Here is an 18,677-nt window from a genome sequence, read left to right on the forward strand (position 1 = left end):
GCCACCGTGCCGCAGCGAGTGCTGCGTCGCGATAAGCGGCCATCAGCCCCGCCCCACCAGCCCGCATTACGCGGCGGAACGGAGACCTTCACGACCGTTAGTTCTTGCGAAGACCAACGCCGTCCGCAACGACTTTCAACGCCTCGGCTTCCGTCTTGATCAGGGCGGTAGTCTGGCTGCTGTTGCGGATCTTCAGCGTCGCGCCCTGCTTGGCCATGAGCAATTTGAAACGCTCGGTCGAGGCGGCCTTGATGAAGGCGGCTTCGAGATTGTCGACGATCGGACGCGGCGTGCCCGCCGGTGCGATCAGACCCCACCACAGGACGGTCTCGATGTTGCCGAGGCCGACGCTGTCCAGCCCGCCGGCCTGCGGCAGGGCGGCGTTGTCTGCAGCCGAGGTCAGCAGCAGGCATTTGGCCTTCTTGTCGCGGACATGGGGCAGGATCGTCGATAGCGAGCCGCCATAGATATCAACCTGACCGGCGAGGAAGTTGCGCGCGGTATCGGTCGAGCCGACATAGGGGATGGCCTGAACCTTGGCGCCGATCTGCTGGAAGATGCGCTCGGAAGCCAGATGCATGGTGCCGCCGACGCCGTCATTGCCGACCGTGTAGCCGTTGGGCTTGGCCTTGAGCTCGTTGATGAAATCCTGCGCGGTTTCACCCGGAAATCCGGGCTGGGCGCAGAGCACATAAGACGAGAAGCCGATCGACATCACTGCCTGATAGCTCTGCGGGGTGTAGGACACATGAGCCGCGAGCGGCTTGGCGGTCAGCGGGCTGTTCCAGACGAAGGCGAGCGTATAGCCGTCCGGGTCGGCCGACACCGCCTTGGAGACGCCATCGGTGCCGCCGCCGCGCGGCTTGTTGTCGATGATGACGGCCTGCTTGAGATCTTCTTCGACGATCTTGGCGAGTTCGCGTGCAAAGATGTCGGTGCCGCCGCCGCGCGGCGCGGGCACGACGATGATGACGGGCTTGACCGGATACTGCTTGGATGCGGCCATGGCCGGGAAAGCGGGGCCCAGTGCCGCGGACAAAGCCGCGATCTGGGAGAGGATTGCGATCGGCTTCAACATCTTCGCCCTACCCATGGCTTGCGCCTGACGGCCTGCCGATCCCTGAGGCGGGTCCGACAGTGTTTCATCAACGGGTCAAGGACTTGCACGGCATGAGTTAAGATTTACTGAGAGCGACGATGCGTCATGCTGGCTCGTCCGCGATGGTTTACAGATTGTAAAGGTTGCCGAATCCAGATGCTAGTAAATATTCGTCAACGATAACAAAAAGCATTGGTGTGAACGCTCCTCTATGACCTCAAGGCGACGAAACTTTTACCTCACGCTAAGGACCGCACCTCTAGTTCTGACTCATCGGTCGCAAAACCATTGCTTCTTAAATGGGGCGACGCCTTGGGGGGCGGTTCATGTCAGTCAATCTTTTCCGGCAGGAAGCACTCGATGCGCATAGCCGCATCGGGAAGCTCCAGAACACGATGCACGTCACCAACAGCCTGACGCGCGGTGCATTGCTGGTTCTCGCCCTGCTGTTGTGCGGCGCGGTCGTCTGGAGCCGGTTCGTCCAGGTTCCGGTACGGGTCAACGGCACGGGTGTTCTGGTCGATACCTCAGGCGAACTGCTAAAGCCGGTGCGTTCGGTGATGGACGGCATCGTCGAAACCATCCTCGTCAACGAGGGTGACCACGTCACCGCCGGCCAGATCGTCGCCCGTGTGCGGCTGCCCGACCGCATCAACGCACTGCAGAAGGCCGAGCGCGACATGGCCTCGCTCGAGCAGAAGGCGCGGGAAACCGAAACGCTTCAGATCTTCGAGCGTGATACGGAAGAAAAGACCCGGACCGAGCGTCGCAATGCGCTGATCGACCGGATCGCCAACATGGAAACCCGGTTGACCTGGCAGCGCGATCTCGAGCGCGACCAGGTGAAACTGATGGAGCTTGGCTCCACCACGCGCAACCGCGTCTTCGAGACCAAGGTGCAGACGCAGCAGATCGCCGATCAGCTTGCCAGCGCCAAGAGCGACCTGCTCGCGATGAAGATGGAGCCCTTCGGAACGGAGAGCAAGATCGAGCGCGAGCGCATGATGATCAAGTTCCAGATCCAGCAGCTGAACTCGGAGATGACGGCGCTGCGGTCAGAACTCGAGCGCGGCACGGTTCTCAAAAGCACGGTGAGCGGCACGGTCGCCGAACTGTCGGCCGAGCGCAACGGCCTCGTCACGGCCGGCCAGCCGGTGCTGAGCATCATTCCCGAAGACTTCAGCGGCAAGCTCGAAGCCCTTACCTATGTCTCGATGTCAGACGGCAAGCTCGTTCAGATCGGCGACGAGGTGCTGATCCGCCCGGCCTCGCTGCCGGTGCGCGAGCAGGGCCGCGTCCGCGGCACGGTGATGGAGATCTCGGAGGCGCCGATCACCGAACGCGCGCTGACGCGCATCCTGGGCAATTCCTCGCTGGTGCAGCAGGTGACCGGCACGGGCGCGCCCTTTGCGGTCCGGATCGCGCTGCATCGCGACCCCGATACGCCGTCGAGCTATGTCTGGACGTCCGGCGAAGGCCCGGAAATGCGGATGACGCCGGGCACGCCGGTGAGCTCGCGGATCACGGTCGAGCGCGAGACCCTGCTGTCGCTGGCGATGCCCGCGCTGCGGCGCCTGCTCGGCTCGACCGACTGAGCACCGACGCGGCCTGATCGCCGCGTCTCGACGCCCTAATTCCAGCTTCAGCCCAATTCGCCCAGCCTGGCTCCGCGCCCGGCCATAGGAGCCCGCTCATGTCGTCGGTGAAGAAGACGCCGCTCTTCCTCCAGATGGAAGCAACCGAATGCGGCGCGGCCTGCGTCGCCATGGTGCTGGCAGCCCATGGCCGCTGGATCACCCTGGAGGAATCCCGCGAGCGCTGCGGCACCTCCCGCGACGGCGTGGATGCCGACGGGCTGATCGAGGCCGCCGAAAGCTATGGTCTCACCGCCGTTGCCTTTCGCCGCGAGCCCGCCGATCTGGCGAAGCTGCCGATGCCGCAGATTCTGCACTGGTGCTTCAACCATTTCGTCGTGCTGGAGAAAGCCAGCACTGACAGCTTCACCATTCTCGACCCGGCGCAGGGCCGCCTGACCCTCAGCGCCCAGGAGTTCGGCGATTGCTTCACCGGGCTCACCATGGCCTTCGAACCCGATGAGGGCTTCGTCAAGAGCGGACGCCGGCCCTCGGTCGCGATGGCCCTGATCCGCGAAGCAGCTCACTCCAAGGATGCACTGGGCGTCGCCCTGGCGACCGGCATGCTGGCGGTGATCCCGGGCCTGGCACTGGCGGGCGCCACGAGCGCCCTGGTCAACCACGTGCTGGGCGCGCGCCAGTCCGACTGGCTGGCCCCGCTGCTGGCGATCCTGCTGGTGATCTCGCTCGCGCAGGCCGTTTTGTCCTATCTCTCGTCCTGGACGGTCGCGACCTGGAAGATCAAGATCGGCGCCGTCTCGGCCCTCAGCGGCTTCTATCGTGCGTTGACCCTGCCGCTGTCCTATTTCGCTCAGCGCAGCGCCGGCGAAGTGGTGTCGCGCATCCGCATCGGCTCCGAACTCGGCAGCACGATCGCGGGGCCGCTGGCCAATCTGCTGCCGCAGATCTTTCTCGTGATCGGCTATCTGTTCGTGCTGTCGCTGTATGACCCGATCATCATGGTCGCCGCGATCGTCACCGCGCTGCTGAATTTCCTGATCCTGCGCCTGATCACCGCGCGTCTCTCGGACCGCACCCGCGAGCACCAGCTGGCGGAGGGCCGTGCCGCGGCCGTCGCGACCTCGGGCATGGCCAATCTCGGCACCTATTCGCTGATGGGCCGCGAGAACCTGCTGCTCGCGCGCTGGACTGCGGCCGAGGACGCCGCGATCGCGGCCGAACAGCGTCTCGGCATCCTCAGGACGCTGGCGGGGCTCGGCCCGATCCTGGCCGGCCTGCTGCTCACCATGGTGGTGCTGGTCGTCTGCGCCGTGCGCGCGATCGAAGGCAGCCTGTCGCTGGGCGATCTCGTCGCCACGCAGATGCTGGCCGGCCTGCTCAACAAGCCGATCGCGGGGCTCGCGGCGGGCTTCTGCGCCATCCAGGAATCGGCCGGCGCGCTGATGCGGTTGTCGGATCTCGAGGGCCATCGCAGCGCGGCGGCTTTCGATGGCCGCGACCGCAGCGCCTCGCCGCAAACGCGCGACGGCCGCCTCGTGCTGCGCGACGTCGGCTTTTCGCATACGCCGGGCCGCCCCATCCTGTCGGGTGTCGATCTGGCTCTGGAGCCCGGCCGGATGATTGCCGTGATCGGCGCGTCGGGTGCTGGCAAATCGACGCTGGCACGGCTGATGGGCGGGCTGATGGAGCCGACCGAAGGCACCGTGACGCTCGACGGCATGCCTCTCGCCGACTGGCCGCAGAGCGAGCTGCGCAACCGGCTGTTTTATGTCGGACAGACGCCGGCGAGCTTTTCAGGCACGATCGCCGAGAACATCACGCTCTGGGATGGCGAGATCGAACAGGCAGCCGTGTCGGATGCCGTGCACCGCGCCGGGCTCACTCAGGCTGTGAGCCGCCGCCCGGCCGGCCTCTACACCAAGCTCGTTAGCGGCGAGACCGGCCTGTCAGGGGGCGAACTGCAGCGGCTTTCGCTGGCCCGTGCGCTCGCCCGCTCGCCGGCGGTCATCATCCTCGACGAGACGACGAGCGCGCTCGATCCCTCCTCGGAGGAGGAGATCATGGAAATGCTGCGCGCGTCGGGAGCGGCCGTCATCATCGTCACCCACCGGTCGGGCACCGCCTGCCGCTGCGACGAGGCGATCCTCGTGGGTGACGGCGGCATCGCCGGCCGCGGGCATCCGGCGCAATTCTTCTCCAACGGGCCGCTCGCGCGACCCGCGCGCAGCCTGCCATCGCCTGCCACCAACACCAATGTCGTCCACGCTGTCGGAGCCGCCTGATGTCGTTCGCAACAGCCCAGTTCAACCGCGACCGCAGCCTCGTCGAGGATGTCGTCGGGCGCGTCGAAACCATCCTCGATCCGGCCTCGGGTGGCAGTTTCGCCGCCTCGGAATCGCCCTTGAGCGCCGTGGTTCGCGCCGTCGCCAAGCATTACGGCAAGAAGCCGGAGGCCGGCCAGCAGCGCGGGCTTGGCGAAAGCACTGAGGACGCAGTCGATCGGATGGCCCGCTCGGCACAATTGATCTCGCGTGAAATCGCGGTCGAGCCAGGCTGGCAGCGCCGTTACGCTCTGCCCTTTATCGTCGAGCGGCGGTCAGACGCGACGCCGTTCGCGCTGATCCCGTCAGGCTCGACCTGGCTTTATGTCGATGGTTCGCGCCCGCGCAAACCCGTCAAGCTCGATCCGCAGACGGCCGCTTCGCTGGGGACCGAAGGCTACGCGCTGAGCCCGACGCTGCCCGACAAGGCACTGACGCTGAAGGAGTTGCTGCTGTTTGGCCTGGGGACAAAGCTTCCCGATCTCGCCGCCTTCGCGGCGCTGACCTTCCTCGCCGGCATGGTGCTGGCGCTGTTGCCGCTGGCCAATATCGCGGTGATGGACATCGTCATCCCCGGCGGCGACTTCGTCATGCTCCAGCATGTCGCGGCGATGCTGGTCGCGTTGATCCTGGCAACACTGGTCACGCGGTTCGCCGCCGCGCTGAGCCAGCTGCGCATCGACGGCCGGACCGGCCTGATGCTGCGCACCGCGGCAGCCGATCGCATGATCCGCGTGTCGCGCAGCATGGGGGTGGGCAAGGCGCCCGCACCGGCTGCCGCTGCCCTGATCACCCGGTCCGTGGAGGCCTGGCACAAGGGCGTCTGGAAGCTCGGTCTCTCGGTCGTCGCCGGCTTGCTCGTGGCGCTGCCCAGCCTGGCCGTGATCATGCACACCGCGCCGCTGGCCGGCACGTTGTGCCTGGTCGTCATGATCCTGGCGGTCGCGCTCTCGGCCTGGATCGCCAAGCGGCAGGTCGAATTGCTGTTCTCTGGCGCCTGCTCGCCGACCAGCTGGATCTCCCTGTCCTATGAGACGCTGTCGCAGATCGAGACGGTGCGGGCCGCGGGTGCGGAAAGCCGCTTCTTCAAGCTGTTCGCCGAGAGCTTCCTGGCGCTGAAAGAGCGCTTTCTCGTCACTGACCGCATGGGCAGCTACATCCACGCGCTGGAAGCCGCGCTGGAAGCACTGATCCTGACGCTCGGCATCGCGGCCGCGATCCTGCTGCAGAAGAATCTCCCGGCGCAAGACGGCGTCGCCTTCACCACCGCGCTGATGATCGTGACGGGCGCGGCGGTCGGCCTGGTCCATGCCTTCCTGCAAGCCAGCATGCTGGGCCTGCAGCGGCGCATGATCCAGCCGATCCTGGACGCCGTTCCAGCGGCTCATGGGGGCGGCAGCCGCCCCGACCGCATCACCGGCGAAATCGAGATCTGCGACATCGTCGTGCGTCGGTCACCCGGCGCCCGGGCGCTGCTGCAGAACGTCTCGCTGAAGATCATGCCAGGCGAGCATATCGGCATCGTCGGTGCCTCGGGTTCAGGCAAGAGCACGCTGCTGCGTTCGCTCCTGGGGCTGGAGAAGCTGGAATCGGGTTCGGTCAAGGTCGACGGCATCGATCTCGCCCTGCTCGACGCGGCGGCCATCCGCCGCCAGATCGGCGTCGTCGGCCAGGCCGGTCGGTTGTTCCCCGGGACGCTGTTTGAAAACATCAGCGCCGGCCTCAAGCTCTCCGACGCCGAAGTCTGGTCGGCAGTGCGGCTGGCGGCGCTCGAGGACGACATCCGCGCCCTGCCGCTGGGCCTCTCCACGCCGATCGGCGACGCTGAGCCGATTTTGTCGATGGGGCAGATCCAGCGCGTGCTTCTGGCGCGCGCCCTGGCTCACCGGCCGTCGCTGGTCGTGCTCGACGAGGCAACGAGCGCGCTCGATCCCGCTGCCGAAGTGCATGTCGCGGCATCTGTCGATGCGCTGAAGGCCACCGTCATCACCGTCGCGCACCGCCTCGACACCGTACGGCGCTGCGACCGGATCTATGTGCTGAAAGACGGCAGGATCGCTGAAACCGGCACCTTTGACGAGTTGGCGGCGTCGGAGGGCATTCTGGCGGAGTTCCTTTCGGCGGATGCACGTTCGCTCCGGCAGGAGATCGACCCCGTGGGGGACAGCATCCGCAGGATCAAACGCGAGTTCGCAGCCCGGGACGAGTGACAGCTCCCGGCGCCCCAAATAGCGAGAAGCCACCGGGCGATCCGGTGGCTTTTTGCATTGTCGGGCCCGTTATCAACGAAGGTGACAAAGTGGCGCCCCGAAGGCGCCACCAAGCAACGGAAGTATCCGAATATCATTCTTTCACTATATCGGCGTCCTCCCACAGATATTTCAACAAAAACCTGATTCAATCAATTTTAACCGCATGTCCTAAGCAAAAGACAACACACTTCCCGCTAATAAGACGTCATGACGTTTTGTCATTGGGGGAATACACATGGCACGCCAGTCGGCCCTGAAGTTGAAGCAGTACGAAGACGCCCTGCCCAAGCATGTCCTGAAGGCCGTTTCCGGCGGCAACGCCCAGACCAAGGTCGATGATGGCTCCGGTTCTGGCGTTGCCATGGCGGCCGTCGCCGACAGCACGGGCAATGCCCAAAACGGAGCTTCGGGCTACGCTTCGGCCTCTTCGGGAACCACGATCACGTCCAGCGGCGGGACTTACGGCTTCTCGTCGGGTTCGCAGGCCAGCGTCGGCGGCGAAGCGCATGGCACGGCAGGCCCGGCCAGCGGCTCGGTCTCCGCTGAAGCCGGCGTGAAGTCGGGCGTCTCGGTGGAAGTGCACCACACGTCCAACGAGACCGGCGCCAGCTTCGCGGCCGGTTCGGTGATGTATGCGACCGTCGCGGCGGAGGGCAAGGTCGGCGCCGGCGGCGTTTCGGTCAATGCCGGCGTCGAGGCGACGGCCAAGAGCGGCACCTATGCCGAAGGCAGCGCCAACGTTCAGCATGGTAACGGCGCCTATGGCGCGGCTGGCGAAGGCAGCGCCTTCACCGGTCATGGCGTCGAGGTCGGCTATACCTCGGGCGCCGGCGTCAAGAACGTCGGTTCGGGCCAGGCCGGCGCCGGTGTCGGCATCGGCGAGATGGCGGGTGTCGGTGGCGGCGGCAATGCCGGCTACGACAATGGCAAGATCAGCGTGGGCGTGAGCGGCGACGTCGCGCTGCTGGTCGGCGTCAAGCTCGATGTCGGCATGACCGTCGATACGAAATATGCGCAGGACGGCGTCAAGGCGCTGACCCCATATGCGCAGGATGGCGTCAAGGCGCTGACCCCGGGCGCGACGGATGCCGCCATGAAGGTCGGCGACGTCGGCAAGGATGTCGGCACCAAGGTCGGCGCCGAAGCGAAGGCGACCGCCGACAAGGCCGCCGCCGAATCCAAGGCCATGGCCGACAAGGCAGCGGCTGACGCGAAGGCCGTGGCCGACAAGGCCGCCGCCGATGCCAAGGCCGCCGCCACCAAGGCTGCCGCTGACGCCAAGGCCGCTGCTGACAAGGCTGCCGCCACCGCCAAGGCTGCCGCCGAAAAGGCCGCCGCCGATGCCAAGGCCGCGGCCGATAAGGCCGCCGCCCAGGCCAAGGCCGCTGCCGAATCGGCTGCCAAGGCTGCTGCCGACGCCGCCAAGAAGGTCGGCAACGCCTTCAAGAAGATCAAGAAGAAGTGGTGAGGGCCTGATCGGCTCGCGAGAGCCGATCGCCTTTCCCTCGCATCAGACAGGCGCGACCGGGTTAACCCCGGCCGCGCCTGGCCGTCACAGATCCGCGACCCTGCCGGCGGCCAGCACCCCTGCAGGGTCGAGCGCGTTGCGAAGACGCCGCACCACCGCTGCCCAATCGCCCTGCGAGGGCGCGGCGGCTGCCGTGGCTGGCAGAGTGGGCCGGTAAGGGTGGAAACCCTCGCTGGTGAAGGCCTCCATCAGCGCCGCATGGGCCGCCATGGCCTTTGCATCGGCGCCCGCTGTGTCACGATCCCAGGCGAAGGAGACATAGCCGTGGCAGGCGCGTTCCGTCGCTGCCTCCGCCCCGGCCATGATGAAGATCTCGAACTGCTTGGCGGTGGCCTGGGTCAATTCGGCCATGCGCGCCAGCGCCGCGCCTTCCAGCGGGATGACCGGGCACAGCCAGAGAAAGCCGCAGCGGTCCCGGTCGGGGTTGAGCGGGCCGTCCGGCAGGGACTGCTTGGCCCAATAGCAGCTGGTGACATTGCCGCCGTCGCTGAAGCCGCGCAGGCCGGAGTTGCGCGAGCCCGGCTCGCCATCCTCGTCGATCGTGAACGAATCGCAGAAGGGCAGCAGCGTCTGGATGACGATCGCCTTCTTGCAGTCGAGGATCATGGCGTGATTGGCGCTGATCGAGATCGTCGCCAGCCATTCCTCGAAGGCCTGGGGCGGCGGCGGCTCCGGCAGATCGGCGGCGATTCCGTCCGAGGCGATACGCTTGGCGCCGTCCCAGAAAAAGGCATCGTGGTAATCGACGACGCGGTCGCGGATCAGGTTTTTGAACGCCTCGACAAAGGCCGGAAGCTTGTCTGACAGGCCGATCTCGAAGGCGATGTAGCAGCCATGTAGCGCGGTGGGGGCGAGCCCGAGGCAGCCAGAAAGCACGCAGCCGAAGCTCGCCTGGCTGAACAGGCCCTCGATCAGCGGTCCCACCGGCCGGGCATGCACCGGCGCCAGCCGCGCATTCTCGAAGCGGCCATAACCGGTGCGCAGCCGCTCGCCGGTCGTCAGCCCGATATCGAGATCCCAAAGCTGTCCGAAACGATCGCCAAATGTTCCCGAGCCTTCGCCGCGATCGAGCGCATTGGCCAGCACGCTGGCCCCGGGAGGGCCGCCGAAGGACGGGACATGGAACGTCGAACCGCGCGCGGTCAGCTCATCCTGCAGCTGGGCGAAGGTGACGCCGGGCTCGACCCGCACGGTGCCGTAGACCGGGTCGATGTCGAGGATACGGTTCAGTCTCGACAGGTCGAGCATGACCGCATCGCGCGGCGGGCTGCGCGAGCCGAGCCCCCAGGACCGGCCGCGGCTGACCGGATGCAGCGGGCAGCCATGCAGGCCGGCCAGGCGCAGGCATTCCACCGTCTCCTCGGCACTGCCGGGGCTGAGCACAGCCAGCGGGCGTGCGTCCCACGGAAAGGTGCAGAGGCTCCAATCGGCGAGATCGGCTGGCGAGACCGAAACCTGCCCGTCTCCGATCGCGGCGGCGCAGGCGGCGAGAAACGGCGCGAGGGCGTCCGGCTGCCACCGCGCCGGCGACTGGGGAGGGGATACGCTTCCATCGGTCGCCACGAATCGCACCCCGCATGCCCGGATCGGCTGCGTGTCCCTATCTCGATGCCGGTCCGCGCGGTCAATGGCTCTCGGGCGCACTGGCGCGCCATCCCGCCGGGGCCCGCCGATACGCATTCTTAAAAGCTTGGCGGCATGGTCTGCCCGATGCGGACTCCGCCGGTCGCTTCTCCGGCGTGGGCTCGCCATGCGACGCATGCGGCCTGCCGCCAAGGGGTAACGGATCTTCAGGATGGCGACGGGATCGACGCGCGCTGATCTGCCGCTCAAGCGACGCGCCGTCGAGGCTGCGACTCTGGGGTTGGTTGCCGCCCTCTCGCTGCTGCTGCTGCTGTATGTCGCTTTCGAAGACGCACGGCGGACGATGGAGCGCTTCCATTCCGAGAAGATGGTCGCACAGGGCCAGGTCGTCCAAAACGCGCTTGAGGGCTTTACCCGCCCGGGGCTGCCGCTGCGCCATTTCGTCGGTTTCGCCGGGTTGGTCGAGCCGATCCTCGAAGGCGACAGGCTGGTCGAATCGGTTGCCGTGTATACGGCCTCCGGCGATCGCGTTTTCGCCGCGGGGCCGGCGGGCGCGCGGTTCGGGTCGCAGGCGCGACCCGGCGACGGCCGTATCGCCGACATTGCGATCACTGCCGAGCAGATCCGGGTCGTCTTGCCGCTTGACGATCGGTTCGAGCGGATCGGCCATGTGGTGCTCGTCACGCCAAGGGCCCTGATCGCGGCCCAGGTCGAGGCGGCGTTCAAGCCCCTGCTGGGCTGGGCGATGCTGGCGGCGGCAGTCTTTGCCCTGTCTGTGGTGCTGTTGTTTCCCCGCCAGGACGGGCCGGCGCGTCTGCGCTGGATCGGGATCGGCTTTATCGCGGCGTTCGCGGTGACGGCGACGCTGGTCGTGGGCACGCTGGTCGCGACCTATTCCGAAGCGATGCAGGGCCGGGCCAAATCGCTGGCCGACAGCCTGGGTCAACGGCTCGAGGACATCGTCGCCTTCAATCTCAGCTTTGCCGACATCACCGGCATTGGGCCGCTTCTCGACGAATACCGCCAAGCCAACCCCGATATCCGGGCAGCCGCCCTCATCGTCGATGGCCGCGTGCTGGTGCATACGGAAGCCGCGCGCGAGGGCGTGGCCTGGGACCACCGCTCGACCGATTACGAGTTCGCCGCCGATCTCTCGCCCGACGGCACCGCGCGGATCCAGATCCGCGTGGCGCTGCCGCGCGACGTGGTGTTCGCGCAGGTCCTGCGCAGCACGAAGAATTTCAGTGCGCTGCTCGTCGCGTCGGGGCTTTTCGCCGCGCTGTTCGTCGGCCTCGTCCATGCATTCCAGAAGCGCAGCCGGATCGGCCGCGAGGCATCGGATGACGAGGCCAAGGCCTTCGCCATCGACCTGCTCAAGCCGGCCTTCTTCCTGGCGGTGTTCTCCGAGCATCTGAGCTATGCGTTCCTGCCGCAGATGATCCAGGCGGCCACGCTAGCGGCGGGGCTGTCGAAAGCCTGGGCCTCGGCGCCGTTCACGATCTACTATCTGACCTTCGCCCTGGCGCTGGTTGCCGCCGGGCGCCTGGAACGACGCGCCTCGGCCCGCAGCCTGATGGTCGTCGGTCTCGCATTGTCGGCGATCGGCATGACACTGATGGCGGTTCATCTCGACTTCCAGTCGGCGGTGCTGGCGCGCGCGCTTTCGGGCATCGGCCAGGGCATCCTCTTCATCGGCACCCAGGCTTTCGTGCTGACCAACTCGTCTCAGGCGCGGCGAACGCGGGCGGGCAGCATCATCGTGTTCGGCTTCCAGGCCGGCATGATCGCGGGGATGGCGATCGGCTCGCTCCTGGTCTCGTCGATCGAGTCAGCCGGTGTGTTCCGGCTCGCGGCCATCGTCGCCGCGGCGACTGCGCTTTATGTCGCGCTGGCGCTGCCCGCGACGCGGTCGGCGGCAGCTGCGACATCGCGGGCTTCGTCGCTCTGGCGGGATATCGGGGCCCTGATGCGCGACGGGGCCTTCGCGCGAACCGCCCTCTTGATCGGCATTCCCGCAAAGGCGGTCCTGACCGGCATCGTGCTGCTGGGCCTGCCGCTGATGCTGGCGCAGCTGGGCTATGCCAAGGAGGATATCGGCCAGATCACGATGCTCTATGCCGGCGCGGTGATCCTCGCCTCGCAGCTGGCCTCGGCGCGGGCGGACAGGACCGCCGACACCCGCAGCCTGCTGTTCCAGGGCGCCTGCCTGACCGCTTTGGGCCTGTTCCTGATCGCGAGCCCCGGGCTTTCCGTCTTGATGGCCTGGGATGTCGCGGCGTCGCCGGTGACGGTGCTCGTCGTCGCCGGTGTCGTCACCATCGGCATCGCGCATGGCTTCATCAACGCGCCGATCGTGACCCATGTCGCCGATACGGCCGCGGCAGGCATCGTCGGCGCGACAAGCGCGGCGGCGACCTATCGTCTGCTGGAGCGCATCGGCCATGTCATGGGTCCGGTCGCGATGATGCAGATCTTCGCCGTGATGGGCGTGTCCTGGAGCGCGTTTGCGGCGATCGGCCTCGGCATCCTGATCATGGCCCTGCTGTTTTACACCGCGGGACGGACGGCGCCCGTGGCGCGAACCCACCCGTCGGCCGCGTGAGAGGACCTGCCATGGCAGCACCGAAACCGACCCACCGCGCCGCGATCGTCGGCGCCCTGACCTGCTGCCTCATTCTCGGCGCGCACATGGCGGGAGCGGGCCCCGCTCAGGCACAGACGGGCCCCGCGCCGGCTGCGACGCAGACCAGGCCCCTCGGCGAAGACGCTGCGGTGAGCCATCAGGCCTGGTTCAAGGTCACCGAAGCGACGCGCGAGCTCTGGCGCATCCTCCCCACCCCGGGTAACCCGCTGGAAGTGCGCATCAGTGCCCGGGACGCCACTGCCGAGACGCGACCAAAAAAGGTCATGGTGGTCTACCCGCGACCGTCCTCGGCCTACGATATCGCGATCTCGAAAATCCTGTCGGTCTTCGCCAACAAGCTGCTGTCCGTGGAATTGACCGTCGTCAATTTCCAGAACGACGATGCCCGCGGCCGATCAGTGCTGAAACAGGCCGAGGACGAGCAGGTCGACCTGATCCTGGCCATGGGGTCGGAAAGCACCGCCTGGCTCTGGGACCACTACAAGGGCGGCCGGCTGCCGGTCGTCACCGTGTGCTCGAAGGATCCTGTCCTGCTGGGGCAGGCGCCCGCCTATGACCGCGGCTCGGGCGTCAATTTCGCCTTCACCTCGCTGAATGTGCCGATCGACGTTCAGATGGCCTATGTCGCGGCATTGAAACCGCAGCTGAAATCGATCGCCGTCATTGCCGACGGCGCCAATGTCAGCGCGATGGAGACACAGGCCAAGCCCGTCGTCGATTATGCGAGGGCGCGCGGCATCTCGGTCCTCGAGCTGACCGTCAAGGACGCCGCCCAGGCGAAGGCCGAGCTCGCCCCGCTGGTGAAGGCGGCCACCGAGGCCATGGAAGCCCGCGATCCCGGGCTGGGATCGAGCGTCTTCTGGGTGACGGGCAGCACGGCGGTGTTTCGCGAGATCGCGACGATCAATGCCCATGCCGGCCGGGCCGCTGTTCTCAGCGTCGTCCCCGACATCGTGCGCGAAGGCGGCGAGAGCGCGATGCTGTCGATCGGCATCAGCTTCGAATCCAATGCCCAGCTCGCCGCGCTCTATGCCAGCGACGTCCTGACCGGCCGCAGCGAGGTCGGCCAGATGAAGGTCGGGGTCGTCACCCCGCCCGACATGTCGATCAATTTCCGCAAGGTCCGCGATGCGGGGGCTTCGATCCCGCTGTCGATCTTCGCGGCCGCCGGCACGATCTTCGACTATGAGGGCAGCCTGGTGCGCCTCGACGGCAAGGCCAGCGCCCGTCCGGGCCAGTAGACGCCGGGCCGACCCTGGTCGCCCGACGCGGCTTTCTGCCATGGCCGCCCAAGGGCTTAACATCAGGGTTGCGCACCAATGCCGACGGCCGAACCTTGCCAATGTCTGAGGGTGATCGCTCGCTTCGGAACGTTTGGATTCAGCTTTTCTTTTCCCTGTATGTTGTTGTTTTGCCGGGATTTTTTATTAACGATCCTCGTTAGGGCGCAGCATAATCCTCCCGCTCTATTGGTCGTCGCTGTCAGATGCATCGCGCGTCAGTTACGCCGGGGGGCCTACAATGCCGATTCATGCCAATGTGGTCAGCGCGACGGCGGTCGCCGCACGCTCTCTCGAGCCCATCGCCCTCAACCGACAGATCGAAATCCTGTTTCGCCGCCTGCGCCTGGCCGTCATCCATGGCGGCGACAAGACGGTCGATGGCGCGGTTCTCGGCGTCGCGGGCAATCAGCGCTCCTGGAAGAGCTACCGACCGGTTGCGCAGGATATCGCGGCCGCGATGGGGCGCCTCGGCTGCCGCGCACCGATCGAAGTGATGGCCGACGACATGACCCTGCTCGGGAGCTTACGCGCCAGCGTCACCCACATGGCTTGGCTGAATACAGCCGGGGTCCAGGGCGCATCGGCGATCACGCATACGCCGGCGATGTTCGAGATGCTGGGCCTGCCTTATGTCGGGCATGAGCCGCTGCTGGCCGGCATCCTCGACAACAAGCATCTGTTCAAGCAGCAGCTCGTCGCCGCCGGCATCCCAACCGCTCCGTCGCTCCTGGTGCGTCCGTCGCTCCGGCCCTTTTGCCCGACCCAGGATGCCGGATTCCAGAGGGTATTTGGTCCCTATCGCGGCCCCTTCATCGTCAAGCCGGTCTCGGGGCGCGCATCCTTGCACGTCACCTTCGTCGACAGCATCGTGCAGCTGCGTGACGCCATCGCAACCGTCACCGGCATCACCGGGGCGCCAGTGCTGGTCGAGCGCTATCTCGGGGGGGCCGAATACTGCGTCGCCATCTGCGGACCGGTGGTGGCGCGCGGCGGGGTTCTCTCGAAGGAGTCCGAGCCCCTCGTCTTCTCCGCGCTGGAGCGACGGCTGGCGCCGGGCGAGAAGATTTTCACCTCGATGGACGTCAAGCCGATCAGCGAGGACCGGGCGCGGCTGCTGGACCCCGCGCACGATCGCGCCGAATGGACGCAGCTTTCGCGGCTAGCCCGGTCTGTGTTTGCAGAGTTCGGGGTCGAGACCCTGATCCGGCTCGACATTCGCGCCGATGCCGATGGCAACATGTTCGTGCTGGAAGCCAATCCGAAGCCCGACCTGAAGGCGCCGGCACCGGGCCTGACCAGTCTGGTCAGCATAGGCCTCGACCAGCAGGGCATGAGCTATGATGACCTGATCCTGTCGATCTTCGCCAACCGGATCGACCGGCTTTTGACTGACCGGCACGAGGTTATCGGCCGTCTGGCGGGAGCTCAGTAGCGACGACAGCGCGCACGTCGCCATATCGGAGCTATCGTCCGCACCCATCTTCAGCGTCTCTTCGCCAAGACCGGCACGGCACGCCAGAGCGAGCGCGTCCGCTTCGTCGCAACCTTCATCGAGGAGGCGGCTTGAGCTCAAGGCATGGCCGCAGCGCGTCGATCCAGCCATCGACCAGCGTCAGCCCCAGCAGAAAGTCGGAGCTGAACGTCCTGCGGGTGAGCGGCTCGACCAGGATCGCGCCGGCAAGGAAAGCGCGTTCTTCCGCCAGCGCCTGCACGGCCTGCGCATGCGACACCGCTTGGAAGCGAATCTGCGTGGCGGGCCTTGCCTGGGCGAGCCGGCCGAGATCGACGCCGATGACGGTTGCGATCTTGGGATAGCCGCCGGTCGATTGCCGATCGGCCATCAGCACGATCGGCAGGCCTTCGCCCGGCACCTGGATGGCGCCCATGGCGACGCCGTCGGAGGGGATGTTGAAGCCCAGCCGGTGCGTGAGCTTCGGCCCTTCGAGAAAACAGGCCATGCGGTCGCCGCGTATGGAGATCGTCCAGGGGCCCGTCAGGAAGGCTTCGATTTGATCCGCCGCGAAATAGTCGTGCTGCGGACCCAGCAGCACGCGAATGGCCTCCGGTGGCCGCTCGAGCAGCGGGGCGAGGATGGCGCCCGTCGCGATGCCGGTGCCCGCTGGTGCAGCGGTGCGCAGCCGGTCGCCGGCCTGCAGCATGCGCCCTTCAAGGCCGCCCATGCGCGTGCGGCCATGGGTGGCCCGCGAGCCCAGAACCGGCGGCACGTCGATCCCGCCGCAGACGGCGAGATAGCACCAGACCCCGGCAGGCCCGGCGCGCAGCTTCAGCGTCGCGCCCGGCTCGAGCGATGCGACGCAAGCGCCCGGCAGGACCTGGCCGTCCAGCGTGATCTGGAAGGCGCCGCCGGCGACGGCGAAGGTCAGCGGCCGGTCTTCGGCAGTGATTTCGATCCCGCCGAGCGAGATTTCGATGGCCGCGGCATCGGGTTCGTTGCCGAGCGCGCGGTTGGCGAGCGCATGGGCCAGCGGGTCCATCGGGCCTGCAACGGTCACGCCATAGCGCAGAGAGCCGTGCCGGCCGCCATCCTGGATGGTGACGCCTGGCCCGGCCGCGAGCACCCGCAACCCCGTCATGACGCCGTCCGGCGGGCGACGATCTCGCCGCTTTCCGCCCGCGCCTCGAGCTGGGCGAAAGTGTCGGGGTCGATCGGCTCGAAGCGTAAGGAGTCGCCGGGCTCGAACAGGAAGGCATTGGCGCGCTCGGGGGCGTAGAGCCGCTCGGGCGTGCGGCCGACGACATACCACCCTGTCGGCATTGCAAAGCTCGCGATTGCGCTCAATCCCCCGCCGACCAGCACGGCCTTGGTGTCATGCGGCGGTCGCGGCGTCGTGCGGCGCGACACCGCGATCTCCTCGGGCAGGCCGCCGAGATAGGTGAAGCCCGGCGAGAACCCGTACATGTAGACGCGGTAGCGCCCCCTGGCATGGCTGCTCGCAGCCTGCGCCGGGCTCAGGCCCATCAGCGCGGCCAACTCGGCCAGATCCTCGCCATGGGGCAGGTCGTAGCAGCAGGGCACAGTCCATGACGCGGCGGCCCGCACCTGCTGTGCCGGGGCCGCCATTTGCTCTTCGACGCGCGCGACGAGTTGCGCCCGGTCGAGCACCAGCGGGTCGTAATGGATCATCAGCGAGCGATAGGTCGGCACCAGCTCGCGCAGGCCCTCGGGCGGGTCGGCGGCCAGAGCGGCGTCCAGCGCCAGCACCCGGTCGCTGATCGCGGGATCGACGCTGCGGCCGAACTCGACCACGAGCGCGGATTCGCCCGCATCGAGAAAGACGGGGCCGGCACCGGCATCGGCGCTCATGCGGAGGCGGCGGCTGCGCGGGGGACGGGGGCGAGCGTGGCCGGTGCGAAGGGCGCAAGCGCGATACCGGCTTCCTCCAGCGCAGCACGGACCCGCCTTGCCATCTCCACCGCATGGCTCGAATCGCTATGCACGCAGATCGAGCGGATCGGCGTCGGCAGTCGCCGTCCCGACAGCGTGATCAGCGCGCCCTCGCGCACCATCGCGACCACGCGGTCGGCGGCTTCCTGTGCGTCGCTGATCATCGCTCCCGGCAGGTGGCGCGCAACCAGCTGCCCCTCTTCGGTGTAGCCGCGATCGGCGAAGATCTCCTGATGAACGGTCAGCCCCGCCGCCTCGCCGGCCGCGACCTGCGCCGTCAGCGCTGTGGCCAGCAGGCACAGGGTGGGATCGACCGCCCTGATGGCGCGCACGATCGCATCGGCCACCGGGCGCTCCTCGCACGAAATGTTGCCGAGCGCGCCATGCGGCTTCACATAGGTGATCTTGTGGCCTGCATAGGCAGCAAGAGCTGCGGCCGCACCGATCTGGTAGGCGACGAGACGCTCGATCTCGCCGGTCGAAAACGGGATTCGCCGGCGGCCGAAGCCCCAGAGATCGGGAAAGCCCGGATGGGCCCCGACTGCCACACCGCGCTCGCGCGCGACCGCGAAGGCACGGGCCATGATCTCGGGATCGCCGGCATGCAGGCCGCAGGCGACATTGGCCGAGGTCACGATCGACAGCATCGCCTCGTCATCGCCGCAGCGATAGGCACCATATCCCTCGGCCAGATCCGAATTGAGATCGATCGTCGTCATGCGCTCACCCCAGCCCCGCCACGAGCCCGATACCCGGCCAGCCGTCAGTGACCATAAGACGATCAGCGGATGGGGAGATAGAGCCTGTCGGGCAAGAGAGCGCTGCGCCGGTGGAGGGCTGTAGGCGGGTGAGGCAGGCGCACGAGGATGCCTTGAGCCGGTCGCTCGGCCTGGGCAGATACCAAGTCCCGCACACTCGACTCGGCCGATAAGGCTCGGCTTTGTAACAGCGTTTGTAACGTCAGA

The 18,677-nt window shown here is 67.0% G+C and carries 12 protein-coding genes; 7 read left to right on the top strand and 5 right to left on the bottom strand.

Going from position 1 to position 18,677, the window contains the following annotated elements; translation table 11 throughout:
* Positions 1-97 precede the first annotated feature (97 nt).
* The gene (locus IP69_RS08235) at positions 98-1,078 is read right to left on the bottom strand and encodes a tripartite tricarboxylate transporter substrate binding protein (protein WP_197279751.1); all 981 of its coding nucleotides are present in this window, start codon (positions 1,076-1,078) and stop codon (positions 98-100) included.
* 347 nt (positions 1,079-1,425) lie between these two features.
* Here IP69_RS08235 and IP69_RS08240 point away from each other — a divergent pair, with 347 nt between their 5' ends.
* The 4 genes from IP69_RS08240 (at position 1,426) to IP69_RS22490 (ending at position 8,735) form a co-directional block, all read left to right on the top strand.
* Positions 1,426-2,694 carry an NHLP bacteriocin system secretion protein gene (locus IP69_RS08240; RefSeq protein ID WP_054142341.1) on the top strand — a complete coding sequence of 423 codons (1,269 nt, stop codon included), beginning with the start codon at positions 1,426-1,428 and terminating at the stop codon, positions 2,692-2,694.
* A 98-nt stretch (positions 2,695-2,792) separates the two neighbouring features.
* Complete coding sequence (locus IP69_RS08245; protein WP_054142342.1) at positions 2,793-4,976, top strand: cysteine peptidase family C39 domain-containing protein; 2,184 nt, start codon at positions 2,793-2,795, stop codon at positions 4,974-4,976.
* Positions 4,976-7,225 (top strand): ATP-binding cassette domain-containing protein, encoded by a 2,250-nt coding sequence (locus tag IP69_RS08250; protein ID WP_054142343.1) that lies wholly within the window; start codon positions 4,976-4,978, stop codon positions 7,223-7,225. Before IP69_RS08245 ends, IP69_RS08250 begins: the two co-directional genes overlap by 1 nt.
* A 277-nt stretch (positions 7,226-7,502) precedes the next feature.
* The gene (locus IP69_RS22490) at positions 7,503-8,735 is read left to right on the top strand and encodes a hypothetical protein (RefSeq protein ID WP_054142344.1); all 1,233 of its coding nucleotides are present in this window, start codon (positions 7,503-7,505) and stop codon (positions 8,733-8,735) included.
* 84 nt (positions 8,736-8,819) lie between these two features.
* Here IP69_RS22490 and IP69_RS08260 read toward each other — a convergent pair whose 3' ends face one another.
* Entirely contained in the window at positions 8,820-10,358 is a 1,539-nt protein-coding gene (locus tag IP69_RS08260; protein ID WP_197279753.1) for an FAD-dependent oxidoreductase, read from the bottom strand.
* 232 nt (positions 10,359-10,590) lie between these two features.
* Between IP69_RS08260 and IP69_RS08265 the strand changes: the two genes are divergently transcribed.
* From IP69_RS08265 to IP69_RS08275, 3 genes are all read left to right on the top strand, one after another.
* Complete coding sequence (locus IP69_RS08265) at positions 10,591-12,981, top strand: MFS transporter (RefSeq protein ID WP_054142346.1); 2,391 nt, start codon at positions 10,591-10,593, stop codon at positions 12,979-12,981.
* A gap of 11 nt (positions 12,982-12,992) precedes the next feature.
* Positions 12,993-14,264, top strand: a complete 1,272-nt coding sequence (locus IP69_RS08270) for an ABC transporter substrate binding protein (protein ID WP_054142347.1) — start codon at positions 12,993-12,995, stop codon at positions 14,262-14,264.
* A 280-nt stretch (positions 14,265-14,544) separates the two neighbouring features.
* Positions 14,545-15,738 carry a hypothetical protein gene (locus tag IP69_RS08275; RefSeq protein WP_082359149.1) on the top strand — a complete coding sequence of 398 codons (1,194 nt, stop codon included), beginning with the start codon at positions 14,545-14,547 and terminating at the stop codon, positions 15,736-15,738.
* 115 nt (positions 15,739-15,853) lie between these two features.
* On the opposite strand, the gene IP69_RS08280 is transcribed toward IP69_RS08275, so the two are convergent.
* Genes IP69_RS08280 through IP69_RS08290 form a run of 3 tightly spaced genes read right to left on the bottom strand, consistent with a single transcriptional unit; the run spans position 15,854 to position 18,431 of the window.
* Positions 15,854-16,900: a biotin-dependent carboxyltransferase family protein gene (locus tag IP69_RS08280; RefSeq protein WP_054142348.1), complete on the bottom strand. Its 1,047-nt coding sequence runs from the start codon at positions 16,898-16,900 to the stop codon at positions 15,854-15,856.
* A complete protein-coding gene (locus IP69_RS08285) occupies positions 16,897-17,631 on the bottom strand; it encodes an allophanate hydrolase subunit 1 (protein WP_054142349.1) in 735 nt (244 codons plus the stop codon). Before IP69_RS08285 ends, IP69_RS08280 begins: the two co-directional genes overlap by 4 nt.
* Positions 17,628-18,431 carry a 5-oxoprolinase subunit PxpA gene (locus tag IP69_RS08290; protein WP_054142350.1) on the bottom strand — a complete coding sequence of 268 codons (804 nt, stop codon included), beginning with the start codon at positions 18,429-18,431 and terminating at the stop codon, positions 17,628-17,630. Before IP69_RS08290 ends, IP69_RS08285 begins: the two co-directional genes overlap by 4 nt.
* Between the last annotated feature and the right edge of the window lie 246 nt (positions 18,432-18,677).

This window comes from Allobosea sp. AAP35 (assembly GCF_001295925.1).
Lineage (GTDB): Bacteria > Pseudomonadota > Alphaproteobacteria > Rhizobiales > Beijerinckiaceae > Allobosea.

Excerpts from the sequence above, each read along its gene's own strand:
- IP69_RS08235 (WP_197279751.1), bottom strand. The coding sequence starts at position 1,078 with ATGTTGAAGCCGATCGCAATCCTCTCCCAGATCGCGGCTTTGTCCGCG.
- IP69_RS08240 (WP_054142341.1), top strand. The coding sequence starts at position 1,426 with ATGTCAGTCAATCTTTTCCGGCAGGAAGCACTCGATGCGCATAGCCGC.
- IP69_RS08245 (WP_054142342.1), top strand. The coding sequence starts at position 2,793 with ATGTCGTCGGTGAAGAAGACGCCGCTCTTCCTCCAGATGGAAGCAACC.
- IP69_RS08250 (WP_054142343.1), top strand. The coding sequence starts at position 4,976 with ATGTCGTTCGCAACAGCCCAGTTCAACCGCGACCGCAGCCTCGTCGAG.
- IP69_RS22490 (WP_054142344.1), top strand. The coding sequence starts at position 7,503 with ATGGCACGCCAGTCGGCCCTGAAGTTGAAGCAGTACGAAGACGCCCTG.
- IP69_RS08265 (WP_054142346.1), top strand. The coding sequence starts at position 10,591 with ATGGCGACGGGATCGACGCGCGCTGATCTGCCGCTCAAGCGACGCGCC.
- IP69_RS08270 (WP_054142347.1), top strand. The coding sequence starts at position 12,993 with ATGGCAGCACCGAAACCGACCCACCGCGCCGCGATCGTCGGCGCCCTG.
- IP69_RS08275 (WP_082359149.1), top strand. The coding sequence starts at position 14,545 with ATGCCGATTCATGCCAATGTGGTCAGCGCGACGGCGGTCGCCGCACGC.
- IP69_RS08280 (WP_054142348.1), bottom strand. The coding sequence starts at position 16,900 with ATGACGGGGTTGCGGGTGCTCGCGGCCGGGCCAGGCGTCACCATCCAG.
- IP69_RS08285 (WP_054142349.1), bottom strand. The coding sequence starts at position 17,631 with ATGAGCGCCGATGCCGGTGCCGGCCCCGTCTTTCTCGATGCGGGCGAA.
- IP69_RS08290 (WP_054142350.1), bottom strand. The coding sequence starts at position 18,431 with ATGACGACGATCGATCTCAATTCGGATCTGGCCGAGGGATATGGTGCC.